This is a genomic window from Lysinibacillus sp. NPDC096382 (assembly GCF_044762845.1).
Classification (GTDB): domain Bacteria; phylum Bacillota; class Bacilli; order Bacillales_A; family Planococcaceae; genus Lysinibacillus.
Map to the genome: position 1 here is coordinate 638,724 of NZ_JBIWFC010000001.1, position 17,217 is coordinate 655,940.

General features: G+C 35.4%; 18 protein-coding genes and 1 pseudogene. 9 read left to right on the forward strand and 10 right to left on the reverse strand.

The features are described from left to right. The first annotated feature begins 28 nt into the window (after positions 1 to 28). The 3 genes from ACIQZA_RS03050 to ACIQZA_RS03060 all read left to right on the forward strand — a co-directional run bounded on the left by ACIQZA_RS03050 (position 29) and on the right by ACIQZA_RS03060 (position 2,273). Complete coding sequence (locus tag ACIQZA_RS03050; RefSeq protein WP_402879807.1) at positions 29 to 913, forward strand: LysR family transcriptional regulator; 885 nt, start codon at positions 29 to 31, stop codon at positions 911 to 913. Between the two features lie 166 nt (positions 914 to 1,079). Then, positions 1,080 to 1,475: a VOC family protein gene (locus ACIQZA_RS03055; protein WP_400935243.1), complete on the forward strand. Its 396-nt coding sequence runs from the start codon at positions 1,080 to 1,082 to the stop codon at positions 1,473 to 1,475. 399 nt (positions 1,476 to 1,874) lie between these two features. Further along, positions 1,875 to 2,273, forward strand: coding sequence for a hypothetical protein (locus ACIQZA_RS03060; RefSeq protein ID WP_402879805.1), 399 nt, complete (start codon positions 1,875 to 1,877; stop codon positions 2,271 to 2,273). On the opposite strand, the gene ACIQZA_RS03065 is transcribed toward ACIQZA_RS03060, so the two are convergent. Continuing rightward, entirely contained in the window at positions 2,247 to 2,477 is a 231-nt protein-coding gene (locus tag ACIQZA_RS03065) for a hypothetical protein (protein ID WP_402879803.1), read from the reverse strand. The two genes, ACIQZA_RS03060 and ACIQZA_RS03065, sit on opposite strands and share 27 nt — an antisense overlap. Before the next feature lie 61 nt (positions 2,478 to 2,538). Continuing rightward, positions 2,539 to 3,396, reverse strand: a complete 858-nt coding sequence (locus ACIQZA_RS03070; RefSeq protein ID WP_400935238.1) for a LysR family transcriptional regulator — start codon at positions 3,394 to 3,396, stop codon at positions 2,539 to 2,541. A gap of 243 nt (positions 3,397 to 3,639) precedes the next feature. Between ACIQZA_RS03070 and ACIQZA_RS03075 the strand changes: the two genes are divergently transcribed. Continuing rightward, entirely contained in the window at positions 3,640 to 4,608 is a 969-nt protein-coding gene (locus tag ACIQZA_RS03075) for a DMT family transporter (protein WP_402879801.1), read from the forward strand. Between the two features lie 356 nt (positions 4,609 to 4,964). On the opposite strand, the gene ACIQZA_RS03080 is transcribed toward ACIQZA_RS03075, so the two are convergent. Genes ACIQZA_RS03080 through ACIQZA_RS03090 form a run of 3 tightly spaced genes read right to left on the reverse strand, consistent with a single transcriptional unit; the run spans position 4,965 to position 5,685 of the window. Beyond that, complete coding sequence (locus ACIQZA_RS03080) at positions 4,965 to 5,132, reverse strand: hypothetical protein (RefSeq protein WP_402879799.1); 168 nt, start codon at positions 5,130 to 5,132, stop codon at positions 4,965 to 4,967. Beyond that, positions 5,120 to 5,383: a helix-turn-helix domain-containing protein gene (locus ACIQZA_RS03085; RefSeq protein ID WP_402879797.1), complete on the reverse strand. Its 264-nt coding sequence runs from the start codon at positions 5,381 to 5,383 to the stop codon at positions 5,120 to 5,122. The genes ACIQZA_RS03080 and ACIQZA_RS03085 overlap by 13 nt, the downstream gene beginning before the upstream one ends. Beyond that, the gene (locus ACIQZA_RS03090) at positions 5,338 to 5,685 is read right to left on the reverse strand and encodes a sigma-70 RNA polymerase sigma factor region 4 domain-containing protein (RefSeq protein ID WP_402879795.1); all 348 of its coding nucleotides are present in this window, start codon (positions 5,683 to 5,685) and stop codon (positions 5,338 to 5,340) included. The genes ACIQZA_RS03085 and ACIQZA_RS03090 overlap by 46 nt, the downstream gene beginning before the upstream one ends. Positions 5,686 to 5,847: 162 nt before the next feature. Between ACIQZA_RS03090 and ACIQZA_RS03095 the strand changes: the two genes are divergently transcribed. Continuing rightward, on the forward strand, positions 5,848 to 6,366 hold the full coding sequence (locus ACIQZA_RS03095) for a hypothetical protein (RefSeq protein ID WP_402879793.1): 519 nt from the start codon (positions 5,848 to 5,850) through the stop codon (positions 6,364 to 6,366). Between the two features lie 39 nt (positions 6,367 to 6,405). Here the strand turns inward: ACIQZA_RS03095 and ACIQZA_RS03100 are convergent, their stop codons facing one another. Next, a complete protein-coding gene (locus ACIQZA_RS03100; RefSeq protein ID WP_402879792.1) occupies positions 6,406 to 6,942 on the reverse strand; it encodes an N-acetylmuramoyl-L-alanine amidase family protein in 537 nt (178 codons plus the stop codon). 796 nt (positions 6,943 to 7,738) lie between these two features. Here ACIQZA_RS03100 and ACIQZA_RS03105 point away from each other — a divergent pair. Continuing rightward, positions 7,739 to 8,179, forward strand: a complete 441-nt coding sequence (locus ACIQZA_RS03105) for a GNAT family N-acetyltransferase (RefSeq protein ID WP_402879790.1) — start codon at positions 7,739 to 7,741, stop codon at positions 8,177 to 8,179. Between the two features lie 764 nt (positions 8,180 to 8,943). Here ACIQZA_RS03105 and ACIQZA_RS03110 read toward each other — a convergent pair. Further along, positions 8,944 to 9,909: a DMT family transporter gene (locus ACIQZA_RS03110; RefSeq protein ID WP_142508424.1), complete on the reverse strand. Its 966-nt coding sequence runs from the start codon at positions 9,907 to 9,909 to the stop codon at positions 8,944 to 8,946. 84 nt (positions 9,910 to 9,993) lie between these two features. On the opposite strand from ACIQZA_RS03110, the gene ACIQZA_RS03115 reads away from it, so the two are divergent. The 3 genes and pseudogenes from ACIQZA_RS03115 to menC all read left to right on the forward strand — a co-directional run bounded on the left by ACIQZA_RS03115 (position 9,994) and on the right by menC (position 12,672). Continuing rightward, positions 9,994 to 10,566, forward strand: a complete 573-nt coding sequence (locus tag ACIQZA_RS03115; RefSeq protein WP_402879788.1) for a helix-turn-helix domain-containing protein — start codon at positions 9,994 to 9,996, stop codon at positions 10,564 to 10,566. Between the two features lie 492 nt (positions 10,567 to 11,058). Next, positions 11,059 to 11,547, forward strand: a pseudogene (locus ACIQZA_RS03120) (oligopeptide/dipeptide ABC transporter ATP-binding protein); the annotation flags it as partial. Positions 11,548 to 11,562: 15 nt separating this feature from the next. Further along, complete coding sequence (gene menC / locus ACIQZA_RS03125; protein ID WP_402879786.1) at positions 11,563 to 12,672, forward strand: o-succinylbenzoate synthase; 1,110 nt, start codon at positions 11,563 to 11,565, stop codon at positions 12,670 to 12,672. 304 nt (positions 12,673 to 12,976) lie between these two features. Here the strand turns inward: menC and ACIQZA_RS03130 are convergent, their stop codons facing one another. From ACIQZA_RS03130 to ACIQZA_RS03140, 3 genes are all read right to left on the reverse strand, one after another. Beyond that, positions 12,977 to 14,638 carry a methyl-accepting chemotaxis protein gene (locus tag ACIQZA_RS03130; RefSeq protein WP_402879784.1) on the reverse strand — a complete coding sequence of 554 codons (1,662 nt, stop codon included), beginning with the start codon at positions 14,636 to 14,638 and terminating at the stop codon, positions 12,977 to 12,979. Beyond that, positions 14,635 to 15,621: a BMP family lipoprotein gene (locus ACIQZA_RS03135; protein WP_402879783.1), complete on the reverse strand. Its 987-nt coding sequence runs from the start codon at positions 15,619 to 15,621 to the stop codon at positions 14,635 to 14,637. Before ACIQZA_RS03135 ends, ACIQZA_RS03130 begins: the two co-directional genes overlap by 4 nt. A gap of 323 nt (positions 15,622 to 15,944) precedes the next feature. Further along, a complete protein-coding gene (locus ACIQZA_RS03140; RefSeq protein WP_402879781.1) occupies positions 15,945 to 17,213 on the reverse strand; it encodes a PTS ascorbate transporter subunit IIC in 1,269 nt (422 codons plus the stop codon). Positions 17,214 to 17,217 lie beyond the last annotated feature (4 nt).

A 17,217-nucleotide genomic window follows, 5' to 3' on the forward strand; every position in this document is an offset into this window, starting at 1 on the left:
AATTTATGAATAGAAAGGTGTGATTGAAATGAATTTGCATGCATTAAGGATTTTTACGAATGTAGCAAAGCTTGGAGGAATTACCGCAGCAGCGAATAAAATGCTTCTTAGCCAACCAGCTGTTACTATTCAAATTCGGAAATTAGAGAGCGAAATAGGAACAAAACTAATTGAAGGGAAAGGACGTGGCATTCAATTAACTCCTGAGGGGAAGTTTTTGTATGAGCAAGGATTGCGTTTATTTTATTTAGAAGCACAAATTGATGACAAGCTTGGTAAATTTTTAGCGAAGGAAGAAAAAATACATATTGCTTCTTCCTATATACCGATAAACCATATACTCCCGCCTATTATAGCAGCGTATAAGCTTGCTAATCCTCACATTGAATTTTTTGTGTCGCTAGGCAATGTAAAATCTGTGGAAGAGCAAGTCCTGAATTATGAAGTAGATCTTGGTTTTGTCGTGCAAAATAAAATGGGTCACCCTGATTTACGGTTTGAAAAAATAGTAGATATCCCGTTTTGGTTTGTTGTTCACCCATCACATTCTTTAGCAAATCAAACTGTCCCCATTTACAAATTATCGAATGAGGACTTTATTTATCGGGAACGTGGTAGCTCGACACTTGATTTATTGGAGTCGGTTTTTTACACGTTTAACGGTCCATTACCTAAATTAGGACTTCAAATGCAGGGCTTGCATGAATCGATTAAAGTAGTAGAAGCAGGATACGGTATGACTTTAGCACCGTCCTACAGTGTAACGGAAAGTATAGCAAATGAGAAACTAGCTCGGGTGTATGTTGAACAGGCAGATATTCAGCAAAGTTTATTTATATGTACACGCAAATCAGATATAGAAGAGCATCCATTTATACAGTATTTAAAAGATCATTTAAACGCTGTAAACTAACTTAAAAGTAATAGAGCCAAAATCGGGAACAAGCATTGGAATGTTTATTCTCGATTTGCTCATATAATTTCTCTTCTTTTTTATTTCCATTCCTTGTAATAATAATATATAGTGATTGTACTCAAACACAGTGAGTAATTTAATTCTTTAGTTATAGGAGGATATTATGGGAAGATTAGTTCATTTTGAAATTCATGTAAGTGACATGGAACGTGCAAAGAAATTTTATGGAGAGGTATTCGGATGGTCATTTCAAGACTGGAGTGATTATGCAGGAATGCCTTACTTTGGAGCGGTGACTGGCAATGAGGGCGAGCTTGGAATCAATGGTGCTTTAATGCAACGTCAAGGTACTTCTCCGGAGCCAAACCAAGCCTTAAATGGATTTGCTTGTACAATGGGTGTGGAAAATTATGATATAACAGAAGCTAAAATTCTTGAGAATGGCGGCACGGTTGCAATGCCGAAATACGCACTACCAGGAATGGCGTGGCAAGGATACTATATTGATACTGAAGGCAATATATTCGGAATTCATCAACCTGACAAAAATGCAAAATAGAGTTCATAATAGTTAAAAAATATGCAATACAAGACACGGAAAGCATTTTTAAAAATCCAGACTTAGACTACCAGAAGCTGTTTCATTGAAAATTAAACAGCTGAATAGCTATTGCTCTTTCTCTATTTAATTTGACGGGCTGCTCGGGATGTAGAACACGCTAAAAATTAATTTTATTAAGGAATTAAGAACTTTGCTAGAAGTTAATCTATTTTTAATAAGAGCGTGTTTTGGTTTAATTTATAATCAAAACACGCTTTTTAGATTTCTTAATATCATGATTTATTTCTTTGGATCAAAATGCTCTTATGAAAAATCTGTATGGATGATTATCTGTAATCCTTCTTTTACTATTTTTTTATCTGGAATGGAGAAGCGATTCTTACTCTTCTATCAGCGATGTTCGATGCTTTATCAGCGATTTTTGCTCTTCTATCAGCGATGTTCGATCCTTTATCAGCGATTGTTACTCTTCTATCAGCGATGTTCGATCCTTTATCAGCGATTCTTGCTCTTCTATCAGCGATGTTCGATCCTTTATCAGCGATTTTTGCTCTTCTATCAGCGATGTTCGATCCTTTATCAGCGATTTTTGCTCTTCTATCAGCGATGTTCGATCCTTTATCAGTGATTTTTGCTCTTCTATCAGCGATGTTCGATCCTTTATCAGCGATTCTTGCTCTTCTATCAGCGATGTTCGATCCTTTATCAGCGATTCTTACTCTTCTATCAGCGATGTTCGATCCTTTATCAGCGATTCTTACTCTTCTATCAGCGATGTTCGATGCTTATCAGTGATTCTTGCTCTTCTATCAGCGATGTTCGATGCTTTATCAGCGATTTTTGCTCTTCTATCAGCGATGTTCGATGCTTATCAGTGATTCTTACTCTTCTATCAGCAATGTTCGGGCGTTGATTTCTTAAGACAGCTTCATTCATTTTGCCTGTTGCTACTTCAATTTTAGGTCGTAAGCTTTCCGCATTCTCTATATATGTTATCAAAACCACTCTCCTATTGTTTGGATCTACTTCTCTTTCGATATCACGCAAAAAAGAAATAACCCTATATATACTGATGCTCAGCAATTGTTTTTAAAAAACATTCCATCGAATTTGTCATATATGCATCTTTTCGTCGAATAAAGACGGTTGAAATCGTACCGTATTTTTTAGGAATTGGATGACAATAAACCTTGCCTGTAGTAGAAAGATGTTCAGCAGCTGATTGTGGTACAAGTGTAACGCCAAGACCAATGGCAACACTGTTTAAAATTGTCTCTAAAATATTAAATTCCATAATTCTTTTTGGCAATAAACCTTCATCTTTGAGCCAGAGTTCTAGCTTGGATCGATAGCCGCAACCTTGATTAGAAACAAGGATTGGTGTAGACATAAATTCCTCAATATGAAAGGATTTGTTTTGTGATAGGAGAACGAGGTTTTCTGTATACACATCATATTGTTCTAAAACTGGATGTTTAATCGGTCCAGTTATAAAAGCCCCATCTAATTGGTGATCCGCTACTTCTTTGATAAGTTCCTCAGTTAAACCAGCTTGTAGTGTTAAGTCGACATTCGGATATCCTTTATAGTAGGACGCTAGAATGGTAGGTAATATACTTACTGTTTCGACTGTACCGATTTTTAAAGTACCAGTCGGTGTATCACTATCTAAAAATACTTGTTTCATTTCCTCGACATCTTGCAAAATTTTATTAACGTAAGTAAGCATTTTTCGCCCTTCTGGATTTAATGTCATCCCTTTTTTATGGCGATAAAATAGCGGCGTTTTGAGCTCCTTTTCTAATAGCTTAATACGTGCAGTTACATTGGATTGTACATAATTTAATTCTTTTGCAGCATGGCTAACGCTCCCGTTATTTGCGACGCTTTTGAAAATCTGTAAATCTCGTAGTTCCATCGAGCATTACCCCCTTAAAAACTATCATTATAAATGATAGTTAATATCACTTTCAATCATTTTACGTGATGTATTTTCTTTTTTATAATTCTCATTGTGCAATAGAGGAACTCAGTCTAAAAACGCCACGTCCTGTGGCAATGACTGAGTGAGCCACATCGTGCGGCGAAAGCACAAAACTGATTCCGGTCGTAATCATGACGAGGCATAATTGATAGGGTTATATAGAAATGAGGAAAAACAGTGAGAAAAAATCAAATAGTAGTAGGCGTGATCGCGTGTTTAATTGCAAGTATGTCATGGGGAGCCATGTTTCCAGTTGCAGATCATGCGCTTGAATATATAAATCCGCTCTATTTTTCAACGATTCGATATGGAGCGGTATCGATTGTATTAGTCATTTTATTATGGATGAAAGAAGGGAAGAAAGCATTTCGTTTAGAAGGGAAAGGTAAATTGCTCGTCTTTTTTGGGACTATGGCGTTTACAGTTTACAACGTGCTTGTTTTCTTAGGCCAAATGTTAATGGGGAAATCCGGTGTTATGGTAGCGTCGATTATGGAAGCGCTCATGCCGATGATTTCGATTGCTATTCTTTGGGGGTATAAACATGTGAAACCGAAGAAGTATATGATTAGTAGTATGATCATTGCTTTTGTTGGGGCTATAATTGTTATTACAAAAGGCGATATGGGTTTCTTTCTTACACTAAAACATAATCTGGTTTCGCTCGCATTCATTTTAATTGGTGTTGTTGGGTGGGTCATCTATACAATGGGCGGTCAAACATTTAATGATTGGTCTACTCTGCGCTATTCCACTTTAACATGTGTATTTGGCACAGCTGTAACAGGTATCATCACAATAATCATGACGATACAAGGGGTTGTATTAGTCCCAAGTATGGAAACGATTTTTGCTATTAAATATGATTTATTGTTTATGATGACACTGCCGGGTATTGTAGCATTGCTTAGTTGGAATTACGGTGTGAAAATCCTATCATCCATTAATGGAATTTTATTTATTAACTTCGTTCCAATTACTACATTAGTCATTATGATGGTACAAGGATATAAAATAACAATCTTTGATATAGTAGGGACCTTACTTGTTATTTCTGCTCTTATTTGGAATAACATCTGTCAACGAAGAGAAGAAAACACGAGTCCACAGGTTATGCATGAAGAAGAATTACGGCAGGCTGTTTAATAGTACAAGGCTTATTATTTTTTTGCTGGCTCAATTTACCTTCTAAGCATTTTAACTTATTTATAAGGCATAGTTTAACGTAGCGACATTTATACAATTACCTGATTGTTAACGGTACTACTGTTTCAACGTAAGTATCTAGCGTAGGCGATTTAGTGCGATGATAGCGCGTTTTTTAGAATTAGGACCTTCTAGTACCAAATGAAATTCAAATGTACTGATAAACAATCACGAAACTCCATTTTGATCAAATTTTTTTCAAAATGGAGTTTTTCTATTTGTTATTAAATAAAGTTTGAAGACAATTTTTAATCAATCTTTTATGATCTTTAGAACATGTCATAAATGTAGGGTTATTAATGATTGTCTTTATTTTCTTGTTGAAGCAATAACCGAACAGCAGTTGTATTGTTATTTACTGCCTTGGTTAAAAGCCCAAGAGATTTATCAAACTTCCAAAAGATCAGCAAAAACGCCACTATTGGAAATCCCACGGTTGAAATAGTCTGAATTACTCCTTCCATAAGTAAAGTCCCCTCTTATTATGAGATTCCAAATCTTTATCATCCTTGGTTAAAAGCTCAATAAAATCTGTAATAATACTTTGAAAAGCATGTTCCTTATTCATTTTTATATACTTACTACTATTTTGGATGTCCTCGCGATACATATCAATAATATTAGTCATTGCAGCTTTATCACCACTTTTAGCCATTGCAATTAACTTCGCTAATTCATCGTTTGATATAACTGCTTCAACATATTTTGTTTCCATTTATTCACCCCTTGCTGTGACATTTTTAAATCTTTCGCCAATTCCTTTTCAGTCTTACCTTCTAAATAAATACCTTTAATAACGTTTCGGCCTGTTTCAGATGGTAGTGTATTTATTAGTTGGAAAAGAAAAATCTCACTTTCTACAGTAGGCGCAAAATTGGATGTTTTAAATGAAAATTCATCATCACCAAATACTTCTTTTTTTCTCTTTACCTTTTCTTTATATTGCAATCTCCAAGCAATTCTTTTTATTTCCTGTCTATAATGCTCAAAAAGAGTCGTACTATGTTTTTGTTTCATATAACCCCTCCTACCATAAAGGTAAAAATTAAGACAGTTACTCTCTACTATATACGTTCTTTTTCGAGATAGGTAGATAACAAAATTTCACTATTTGTAATTGTTAATGTAATATTTATATAAGCAATAGATTTTTATTAGCTATATATTAGGGGGAATTAAATGAAAAAAATTTATTTGATTTTTATGACTTTAATATTAGTGATAATAGCAGTGTTAATTATTTACAGTTACAAAACAGAGGGAGAAGAAGCAAAAGTAACATTAGAAAGTGTTGTAGGCAACTCTCTTTTTAAACTGTTGGATAACTATGATGCTATTCTTTCGAAAAAAGAATTATCAATTGACTCTATAAAAGAAATTGACAAAAATTTAACTTCGATTGAGGCTAGTTCGGGCGTTATAGACCTAGCAGTAGGACAAGAATTACTTAGCCCTATTGCCAATAATTTGTTGAAAATAATGACCGATTTAAAGGATAGATATGATAAAAGCGAACAATTCTCAGAACAGGATAAAGAAAAATACAAAAAAGCAATTGCAGAAATAGATACTATGATTCCTCTAATTTATAAAGTTTACTACGTCCCTAATTCTAAAGAAGGTGCAGAGCCTAAATTAGAAATAGAAAATTTCGATGAATTGAAAACTTTAAATACTCGAATTGTTGAAAATCAATAAAAACCTAGGTCATAATTACCTAGGTTTTTTAGTAAGAATTTATTTTGCGAAATAGTCTTCCATTCCTTTGATAATGAAATCGGCAGTGCTTTCAAGACTAGCCGGTTTGTCTAACCAACCTTCATTAATTTGGCCGAACTCGATTAGGGTAGTTGCAGCTGTACGTGTAGTATCACGTATGATCGCAAAATCCCCTTCGTGTGGAACAGTTCCGTAACGAGTAGCAATTGCTTGGGAAAAATTCTTGGATGTAGTTTTACCTTTTTGATAAAACGGGCCAATTCGTCCTGTCCAAGCAGTATTAACGTGAATACTAACCAATCCACTAACCTTCGGGAACGAATTATTAATATACGCTACACGTTTGTTTACATCGTCATCTGCATTAGAACCACCAAAATCTTTGTCTGTGGTACGAGTCATGTAAATAGTAGCCCTTTTTGCATCTAATTTTTTTTCAAGAATTTTCGACATGTTTAAAGTCACTACTTTTTCTTTTCGAGAACCTGATGTTGTACCATCATATTTACCGCCATGCCCGGCATCAATAATGAATGATTTACCTTTTACGCTCATTTAAAATTCCACCTTTATTTTTTATTTGAAAACCGGCTTTCATTAATAAAGGTAAAAATCAAGACTAAATAACAACTAGAATTTAAAATTAGCAATTCAAGAATGGTTTTTTATTTATATCTAATGGATAAACTCTGTCATAAAATTTACATCAATATTTGATTTATAGACTGAACTATAAGTGCGACAAATAACCTTGAATTAAAAAGGGGAAGTATGTATTCTGTTTTAAAAATTCTGAAATTATTTTTTTAGGGGTTTATAATAAAACTCTAAAGTAAAGCAAGAGGTAAGACTTATAAACAAAAATTGTCTTCTGCTATTGAAGATGAGTTATTCGTGATTTATGTAGAATTGTATGAAGAAACACCAATGGAAATGCAATAGCTCTTATGTGAAGGTATTAAACTTGACATTCGTGAATTAAATGCCTATAAAAATCATCTGCTAATAACATTTGAATATATGGCGAATCATTTAGATATTTTAAGCATGATCGGCGGTATATAAACATATATCGAAGACAAGGATGGGAGCGGGGGCGGAACGGAAATCGATGACACGTGATGAGAGAAATACAGAAGGTATTTTTTTCCTGTATGCCGAAATAAACAAGAGTACAAATAGAGAGCAATATTTCTATATAATTGTACAGTTTAATGATGACTACCATCTGATGAGGAGTGATGTAGTATGTATATAAAAATAACAGGTTGTTTTATCAGTAGGGGAAAACTTATTTAGTAGAGAATTCGTGATCATGGATTTCTCTACTACTAGAGGAGGAATCGGAAGTTTGCTTAGTTTAAGATCAATTGATCAAAGTAATTGGGAAGCTTGTATTCAACTGAAGCCAAAGCAAGAACAGGAAGGGTTTATTGCCTCGAATCTGTATTCAATTGCAGAAAGTAAATTTTTACCACACATGAAGATCAAGGCAATCTATTGTGGAGAAATACTTATCGGTTTTGCGATGTACGGGATCGATTCAGATGATGAAAACTATTGGATATATAGGTTTATGATTGATGAGCAATTTCAAGGGCGTGGACATGGCAAGAGCGCAATGAAATTAATAATTGAAGACATCCGGAGTAGGGATGATCGCACTGATGTCATCTTGCTTGGGTATCAGCCAGACAACGAGCAAGCAAGAAAACTATACGGCAGTATAGGTTTTAAAGAGTCTGGAATGGCACCTTGGGGAGAAATGCTCGCAAAATATAGTTTTCATTAGAATGTCTAAATGAATAATAAATGTTGCGTAACTAATGTTTACGTGGGATGTTCTTAAAGTCTATAAAGGGCTTTAAGAGCATCCCTTTTTATAAAATTTTTGCATTTCCACTTTCCCCTCGTGTCGTTTCGTTTCGTTATTAAAAATACAAAAAAATAAATTAGTGCAACTTTTTTTATCAAACGAGAATAGATTGAAAGGTGGGAAGAGATGGACATTGAACAGCTTTATACGCCTATATAAACGAGTCTATCGGTATTTATATTCCTTATGCAAAAACCAAACATTAGAGAGGATTTAATGCAAGAAAATACTTTTATAAAGCACACATTACATTACTTAGCGGTAAATGAGGGATCCTTTCATTCGTTAATTTCTTTACTCGATCAGTTATTCCCTTATGAAAAGCAGGCAATTATGTTGTGTGATGTGCAGTCGAAAAAGATGAGAGTTTTAAGAGAAAAGGAGAGATAATGTTATGGATGATTATGGAAAATGAAAGCCAGCTCTAAAGCAGAAATTGCAAATATAAAAGATCAAAGAATTTCAAAAAGCTATTAAAAGAACAATTATTACGTCAAAATCGAAGTTGTTGCAACTTTAACGTTGATATTATTGATGTCCTTTAGATCATTTTCAATGAAGCTTGCGTTTGAGCAATATAAGCTTATTTCGGGATTTTGTTTTTCTTATCTTGTGTTTTATAGATCCTAATTCAATTTAGCGTGTTTTAATCCGTTTTCGGTTTAAAACACGCTCTTAAACTATACTATTTTCTTTTGTTTGGATACAGGAACTGACCGATTTAAAATACTGTTAGCTATCATTCCAATCATAATAATGATCATACCGATTAAAGATACTCCAACTGGCCAAGAACCGTTTAAAAAAAGGATTTCACCAAGAACAGTAAAAATCATTGTGCCAGCTTGCGTTGCCTCCACTGCCCCTAACAAAGACAGATTATTTTTCGCTAGGTCAGTAGCGAAGAAAAATGTCATTGTGGCGATAACACCCGAACATAATGCTAATAAGAAACCTTGCATGATTTGCCCAGATGTTGGTATACCTGTTGTAGTCCAACCATAAATCGCTAGTATAATACTAATAGGAAGGCTACCTATTGCCATGCCTAACACGCGTTGAAATGTATCTAAGCGACCAGCAACGACTTCCATCATTTTTCTATTACCGAAAGGATATAAGAATGCAGCGATAACTACAGGGAGGAAGCCAGATAAAAATTGAGAAATAGTAATATCCCCAGATTCTGTTAATTGCATACAAATGACACCCGTTAAAATAAATAAGGAAACGAGTAAGCTTCGCATTGGAATTTTACCGCGAACTCGTTTAACTCCAGATGTCGTCTCCAATGTAATAAAAAATAACGGAGATAATAACAAACCAGCTAAAATGGTTATTTGCCATGTACCTGCTACGAGCCATGCAGGACTAAAGACAGCAGCATAGCTTAATAATGAATAAAATCCAACCCCGGCTATTGTGCCATAGCCAAGCCATGCCAAAGGATGTTTACCCATTTCTACCCATAGTGGACGAAGGTTTTTGCGAAATAGGACGATAAAGAATAGAATGGGTAAAGCGAATAAAAATCGGAAGGAAGCAGTCCAAGCCCAGCTTGTTCCTGATACGTTCATAACTCGATTTATAATAAATGTAGCTGAAAAAAACGCAGATGATAAAATACCTAATAAGATAGCACGCATTTCGTTCGCTCCTTTCTAAATATATATTATAATATAATTATTTAGATAAAAAGTAAATTATAATATACCGAAAGTGGGGTTCATATGAAAGAACAAGAGGATATGCAAACAAAAGAAGTAATTTTGCAAGTTGGTCAATTGTTACGACAAATAAGGAATGAACAGAAATTAAGTTTAGAAGAGTTAGCGAAAAAAACAGGTGTTAGTAAATTAACGTTAGGGAAAATTGAGAGAGGAGAAACGAATCCTACATTAGGCGTCATTTGGAAGATTACAAAAGGATTATCTATTCCGTTATCAAGGCTTATGGTGATAGAAGATATAGTAAATGTTGCACGCTGCGGACAAGGATTTATTATAGAAGAAAATCAAATGTGGCGATTAGAGACTATATTTCGTTACAAAAAAGAAACAGGATTGGAAATGCATCGTGCTTGTTTGCAAGCGAATAGCGTATATGAGGCAGAACCTCATCATGAAGGAGCTATCGAATATGTAACAGTAATGAAAGGGGAAATTTCGATTCAAGTTGGACAAGAAATGTATGAATTAAACGAATTTGATTCTATTCAATTTGAAGCAAATAGAAAGCATAGCTATGAAAACAAGGGGAATGAAGTAGCAGTTCTCCATTTAACAATGAAATATTTATCTTGAAATAAGGTATCACGCGTATTTTCATCTTTGGATTTTATGTGCCACGCTATAGTTGAGAGCTGTATTGACAGAACCAGCGGAATTTGTGTTTCAATGAAAAGAGCAGAGTGGGATTTAGGAAAGTAAGTATGTCTTACTGACCGTTTATGAGAGATTTGCCTACAAAGCATTTGCTAACTAACATCTCCTTTTAGTGCAAATAGCCAAAATGGGTGGAGAAAAATATTGTGTTTTTCTCCACAGTCTATTTTTTTCTGATCTATTGTTGAGCATGAAAAGTGGCTAGTACAGTTTTAGTTAAGATGTTTGTGCCGATTTCAAGAGCATCTGTATCAAAGCTCATATAAGGATGATGGAGTCCAGGAGTGAGGTTACAGCCTAGGCCAATCATCGTTGCTTTTAATTGTGGTTTCTTAATTGTGTAAAAATGAAAATCGTCTCCACCAGAGGGTGATTTTTGTTCGCCAATAACTTCGGCAATGCCTGTGCGTGCAAATTATAGGATTAGCACGTGCGCTTATTATGAATCCAGATATTATTATTTGTGATGAGCCTGTATCGGCATTAGATGTATCTATTCAATCGCAAGTGCTGAATTTATTGGAGGATTTACAAAAAGAATTTAACTTTACATTATTGTTTATTTCTCATGATTTAAGTGTTGTACGCCATATTTCCAATCGAATTGGCGTAATATATTTAGGAAAGCTAGTAGATGAAACAACGACAGATGAAATTTTTAGCAACTCAATGCATCCTTATACAAAAGCACTTTTATCAGCAATTCCTGTGCCCAATCCGCGAATAAGACGTGAAAAGATTAAGCTGCAAGGTGAAATCCCTTCTCCATTGAATCCACCAACAGGCTGTGTTTTCCAGACGAGATGCCCTTTTGTAATGGAAAAATGCCGGACGGTGGAGCCAGAGTTGGTCGAACATTCACCTGCCCATAAAACGGCCTGTCATTTATATTACAAGTAGGGGGAGTTTTGAGAAATGAAAATTGAAAAAATTATAGTTCGCAAAATGAAGATGACAATGAAATCACCCTTTGAAACAAGTTTTATGAAGCAGCAAGAACGTATTTTCTTAATTATTGAAGCGTATGGTGAGAAGCATGTTGGTTATGGAGAATGTGTTGTTAGCGCTTATCCTTATTATGGAGAAGAAACGGCTTCAACGGCATTCTCTATTATTGATGAATTTTTAATACCACTTGTTATTAATCAGGAATTCAACCACCCAAATGAAGTAAATGAGAAATTTGCTCGTGTGCGTCGCAATAATATGGCAAAATCTGCGATGGAAGCAGCCATTTGGGATTTATATGCAAAAGAGCAGGGCATACCTTTAGCACAAGCACTTGGAGGAGAAAAAAAAGAAATTACAGTTGGCATTAGCCTAGGCATTGAAGAGGATACGAATGTATTGCTGGAAAGCGTTGAAGGTTATTTAAAACAAGGGTTCAAAAAAATTAAAATTAAAATTAAGCCTGGAAAAGATATCGAAGTACTCCGTGTAATCCGTGATCGTTTTGGTGATATTCCTTTAATGGCAGATGCCAATTCTGCCTACTCGTTAGAAGATCTACCATTATTTAAGGAGATGGATAAATTAAATTTAATGATGATTGAGCAACCACTTGAGCATGATGATATTGTCGATCATCGAAATTTACAAAGAGAACTCAATACACCGATTTGCTTAGATGAAAGTATACATTCATACGATGATGCTAGACGTGCAATTGAACTAGGTAGCTGCAAAGTGATTAATATAAAGGTAGGCCGTGTTGGAGGCTTATCTGAGGCTAAAAAGATTCATGATTTATGTCAGCAGCATCAGATTCCTGTATGGTGTGGAGGCATGCTAGAATCAGGGATTGGTCGTGCTCATAATATTGCCATTACGACACTGTCAAATTTTACAATACCTGGTGATACAGCACCGTCTTCCCGCTATTGGCATGAGGACATTATTGAGCCAGAGATTGTCATGGATGAACAAGGACATATCCAAGTTTCTGAACTACCAGGTATTGGTTATAATGTTGCGCAAGACAAACTTGAAAAATACACACTAGAAAAATATATTTACGAAGCATAATGAAGGCTTCTCTAAATTTAGCCATACAAAAACTGCACCTGCAATTGTTAGATTGTGTCTAACAATTGGGGTGCAGTTCACTATAAAGATGGAGGCTTTAGAGCTCCATCAGTTTTAACTTTACTACAATCCAAAAATTGTGAAGGTTAATTATGTGTAAAAGTTCTTGCTACAATTGCTCATTTTATTGTATGCGGCTTGACGCTCTTTAGCGGGAGAGCGTGAATACCGTGTAGCAGATATCAGCGTCTTTTCATTAAACGCACTTATTACTCTGAAGTAATAGACGAAAATAATACGAAATTTACAATGTGAATTTTTTTAGTTCTACAGACAATGTATTTGTCATTTCTTGAAGTTCTGAAACCTTATCACTAATTTTTTTGAATGATCCTAACTGTTCTTGAGTAGAAGCGGATATTTCTTCTGTTCCTGCAGCGGTTTCTTCCGTAATAGCTGAAATGTTTTCAATGGCATTGTTCATGTGCTGGCTCATTTCGCTTGTTTTCTCCATATCCTTCGTAAGGTGCTTTAACTGATCATTAATGTCTAATACATGAGTTGCAATTACCTCAAAAGACTTTTCTGTATCGGTCATCGATTGTAATTGTTCTTTTGAAAGCTGATGTCCATGCTCTGCCGTAGAAAGAATGAGTGTAATACCATCTTGTATATGTGTAACCATCGAAGAGATGAAAGTAGTTGCCTTTTCTGTTTCATGAGATAGTTTTTTCACTTCCTGCGCTACAATAGCGAATCCTTTTCCGGCTTCGCCAGCACGTGCCGCTTCAATTGCAGCATTTAATGCTAAGAGATTTGTTTGATCAGCAATCGCGTGGACTGCATTAGCCGCACCTTCAATTTTTGTTGTGAATTGAGAGAATTGAGTAACAGCCTCTTTGATATTAATTGAAGTGGATGAAATATCCTTTGCAATAGAGGATTGCTTCTCTAGTGAGCTACGACCATTTTGAACAGCAGTTAGTGCTTTGTTACCGTTTACTGCTGACTGTTCACTTGTTTCCTGAACAGTAGTAAATTGATCCGCCATCGTATTCATCAGGATAGCCGTTGACTGGATATCTTCTGAAATAGTTAGGCTTCCCTTTGCCAATTCGTCCGTTGATGTAGCAATTTGTTTACTGCCTTCGTTAACGGTTTCAATATAGCTTGTGACATCTTTAGTAAATAGGCCAACATTTTTACCTACATGATCAATGGATTGTACGGTGCTTTTTAAGCTAACAATCATTTTGGAAAAGTTCTCAGTCAGTTGATCAACTTCATTGCGGCTACCTTTCTTATAGGGAAGGGAAGAGGTGTCAATTGTCAAATTCCCTGCAGCCACCAATTGTGCACAATCCACGATTCGGTTAATCGGATTTGTAATTTTTTTCGTTGCGGCATACGAAAAAATGATAGTAGCAATAAGTAGAAGGATACTTCCTATTATTGTTGATGTAGTAATAAAAGAAATTTTTTGTGTTGCCAAATCATTCGTTTCTTTATACCATTCATTTGTTTCTTTTTTCAGTAGATACATATCGTTCAAAATACCGGATATTCTGATGGATTGTTTTTTTATCTCAGGACGATTGTGAGCAAGAAATCCTGCTTCTGAAGCTTTTTCTAATTCGTCGTATTTACCCCCGATTTTTTTGATGATGGCCTTATGCTCAGCTATTTTTGCAATAGTTGAGAGTTTTTCTAAATTTACTTTCGTTTCTTGTAAAGTTGAAAGAGCTTCATTTTTATTGGCCTCACTATCTAAAAAAGTGTAGTTATTTAATGATTGGCTCGCTAAAACTAAACTTTGTTCAAGTTCTTCCACTGCCAGCAATAGCTCTGTATCATCTTGTGCAGTTGTTTGTATATCAAATGTTTGAACGATAATAAAACCAATCATAGCCATTGCGAGGACAATGGGAATAAGTATGTTCATGAATAATTTTTTTCGTAGTGTCACTGGCTGTTCCCCTTTTCTGCAGTAACTTTTATTTTACCCGAAACAATATCTTCTTGTGCTTTTTTAATAGCAGCCTGTTGCTCAGGTGTAAGTTTAATAACACGTATATCCGCTAGGCCCACGCCATTATCAGCTAAACCGAATGACAACGATTTTTCGGAAATTTTTCCTTCCTCATCTAATGTTTTAGCCATTTTAAAAACAGCTTGGTCGACGTTTTTTAACATTGATGTTACGACAGTTTTTTCTGCAATGTAAAATTGATCAATATCAACTCCGGCCGCATATATGCCCATATCTTCGGCTTTCTTTATGGCACCAAAGCCAGTGAATCCAGCTGCATGATAAATAAAATCTACACCGTTCTTAATGTAACGTTCTGCGATTGCGGCACCTGCCTCGGTATCATCAAATGTGCCAGCGTACTCACTAACAATTTCGATAGTTGGATTAAAATACCGAGCACCCTCAATAAAGCCGTTTTCAAAATGATGGATAACTGGAACATTTGCACCGCCAATAAATCCTAATTTTCCAGTTTTACTCGTCATTGCGGCAACCATTCCAAGTAAAAAGCTTCCTTCCTGCTCTTTAAAAGTGATTGAAGTGATATTGGCAACATCTGATTGACCATCTATAAGGATAAAATGCTGATCAGGATATTTCTTCGCAGTCTTTTCTAAAGCTTCCTGTACAGAGAAGCCTAAACCAATAATGACGTTATACTTTTCTGCGACAAGTTCCTCTAGTTTCTGCTCGTAATTGCCATCAGGCGCCTCTTTATAATCAAACAAAATACCTAGCTCATCGCGTGCTTTCTCAAGCCCTTTAAAAGCTGAGTCATTAAACGATTCATCACCAAGCCCTGCATCCGAAAGTAAGATACCAACTTTATAGTCATCTTGCGCTTTTTCCTGCTGAGTAATGGAACAGCCTGCTAATAACAAAGCTATTAAGCAAAAGCCCATCATTAATTTTTTCAATATGAATACCTCCAATTGTATGTATTATTTATCTCGGCAATAAGTTATTCTAAGTCAGAGGTCAGACGATGATTTTTTTGTTTTACCATTAAATACTATCAGATTATTTACAATTTACTACAGGAAAATGGGTTTAAATCATTCTCGATATTTTCTAATCACTGAGTATTTAGTTTGTTTTGTAATGGATTTCCTCTATTTGTATAGTGAAAAAGGTAGGGGAATAATGTGAAATATTTATATATTTTGCAAAATCATCCCTTTTCTTTAGCAAATAAAAAGCCTCGCAAACATCTAAAGGGTTTGCGAGACATACTAATGAATTAAACTGCACCAAATAACTTTAATATATTTATTATTATGATCCCTACAATGCCGAAGTCTGAATCACCAAATGTAGTTCCTTCATAGCCGATATCACCCATAAAGATCAGTAGAATCGCAGGGATAAAGCTAATAATTAATCCGTTGGCAAATGCTCCTACCATAGCACCGCGTCTACCACCAGTTGCATTTCCGAATACTCCTGCAGCAGCACCCGTGAAAAAATGTGGTACAAGCCCAGGTACAATTACTTTTAGCACTATGAGAGGGAGTATAAACATGGACACTAAGCCTGCTACAAAACTAAACAAGAAACCGATAATAACTGCATTCGGTGCGAACGGAAAAATTGTAGGGCAGTCTAATGCAGGCTTTGTGTTTGGCACAAGTTTATCAGCAATACCTTTAAAGGCAGGAACAATCTCGGAAATTAGCATTCGCACTCCAGCCAAAATGATATAGACACCAGCGGCAAAAGTAATAGCTTGAATAATGGCAAAGACGATAAAATTCGAACCGCCAGATAATTGTGTCTCAATATAGGATGAACCTGCGAATAGAGCAACGATAATAAAAAATAGACTCATAGTTAAGGACACAGCTACAGATGTATCCCTTAAAAAACCTAGAGATTTTGGGACTTTTATGTCTTCTGTTGATTTGGCTTTGTTTCCAAACAGCTTCCCAATTTTAGCAGAGGCATAATAACCAATACTGCCAAAATGGCCAACAGCAAAATCATCATTGCCAGTTATTTGACGAACAGTTGGTTGTAAAATGGCAGGGAATACGACCATACAAAGACCTAGTATAATAGAGCCGACGATGATAAGAGGTGTACCACTCATACCGCCGACTGACAGTGACGCTGCGATTAAACACGCCATAAACAATGTATGATGACCAGTTAAAAATATATATTTAAAAGGCGTAAATCGCGCAAATAATATGTTCATAATCATACCGAAAACCATAATCATGGCCGTAGATGTTCCGAAACTAGTTTGAGCGGCTGCTACAATCGCTTCATTATTTGGGATAACCCCTTGGACATGAAATCCATGATCAAACATTTTACTAAAATGATTTAAAGAACCAATTAAAACGCTTGCACCTACGCCAAGTATAACAAAACCCATAACCGTTTTTAACGTACCAGAAAGTACTGTTGAAGTTGATTTTTTTTGGATTAATAAACCAACAAAAGCGAATAGGCCGACTAATATAGCTGGTGTTCCTAAAATGTCATTCATAATAACATCTAACATATTA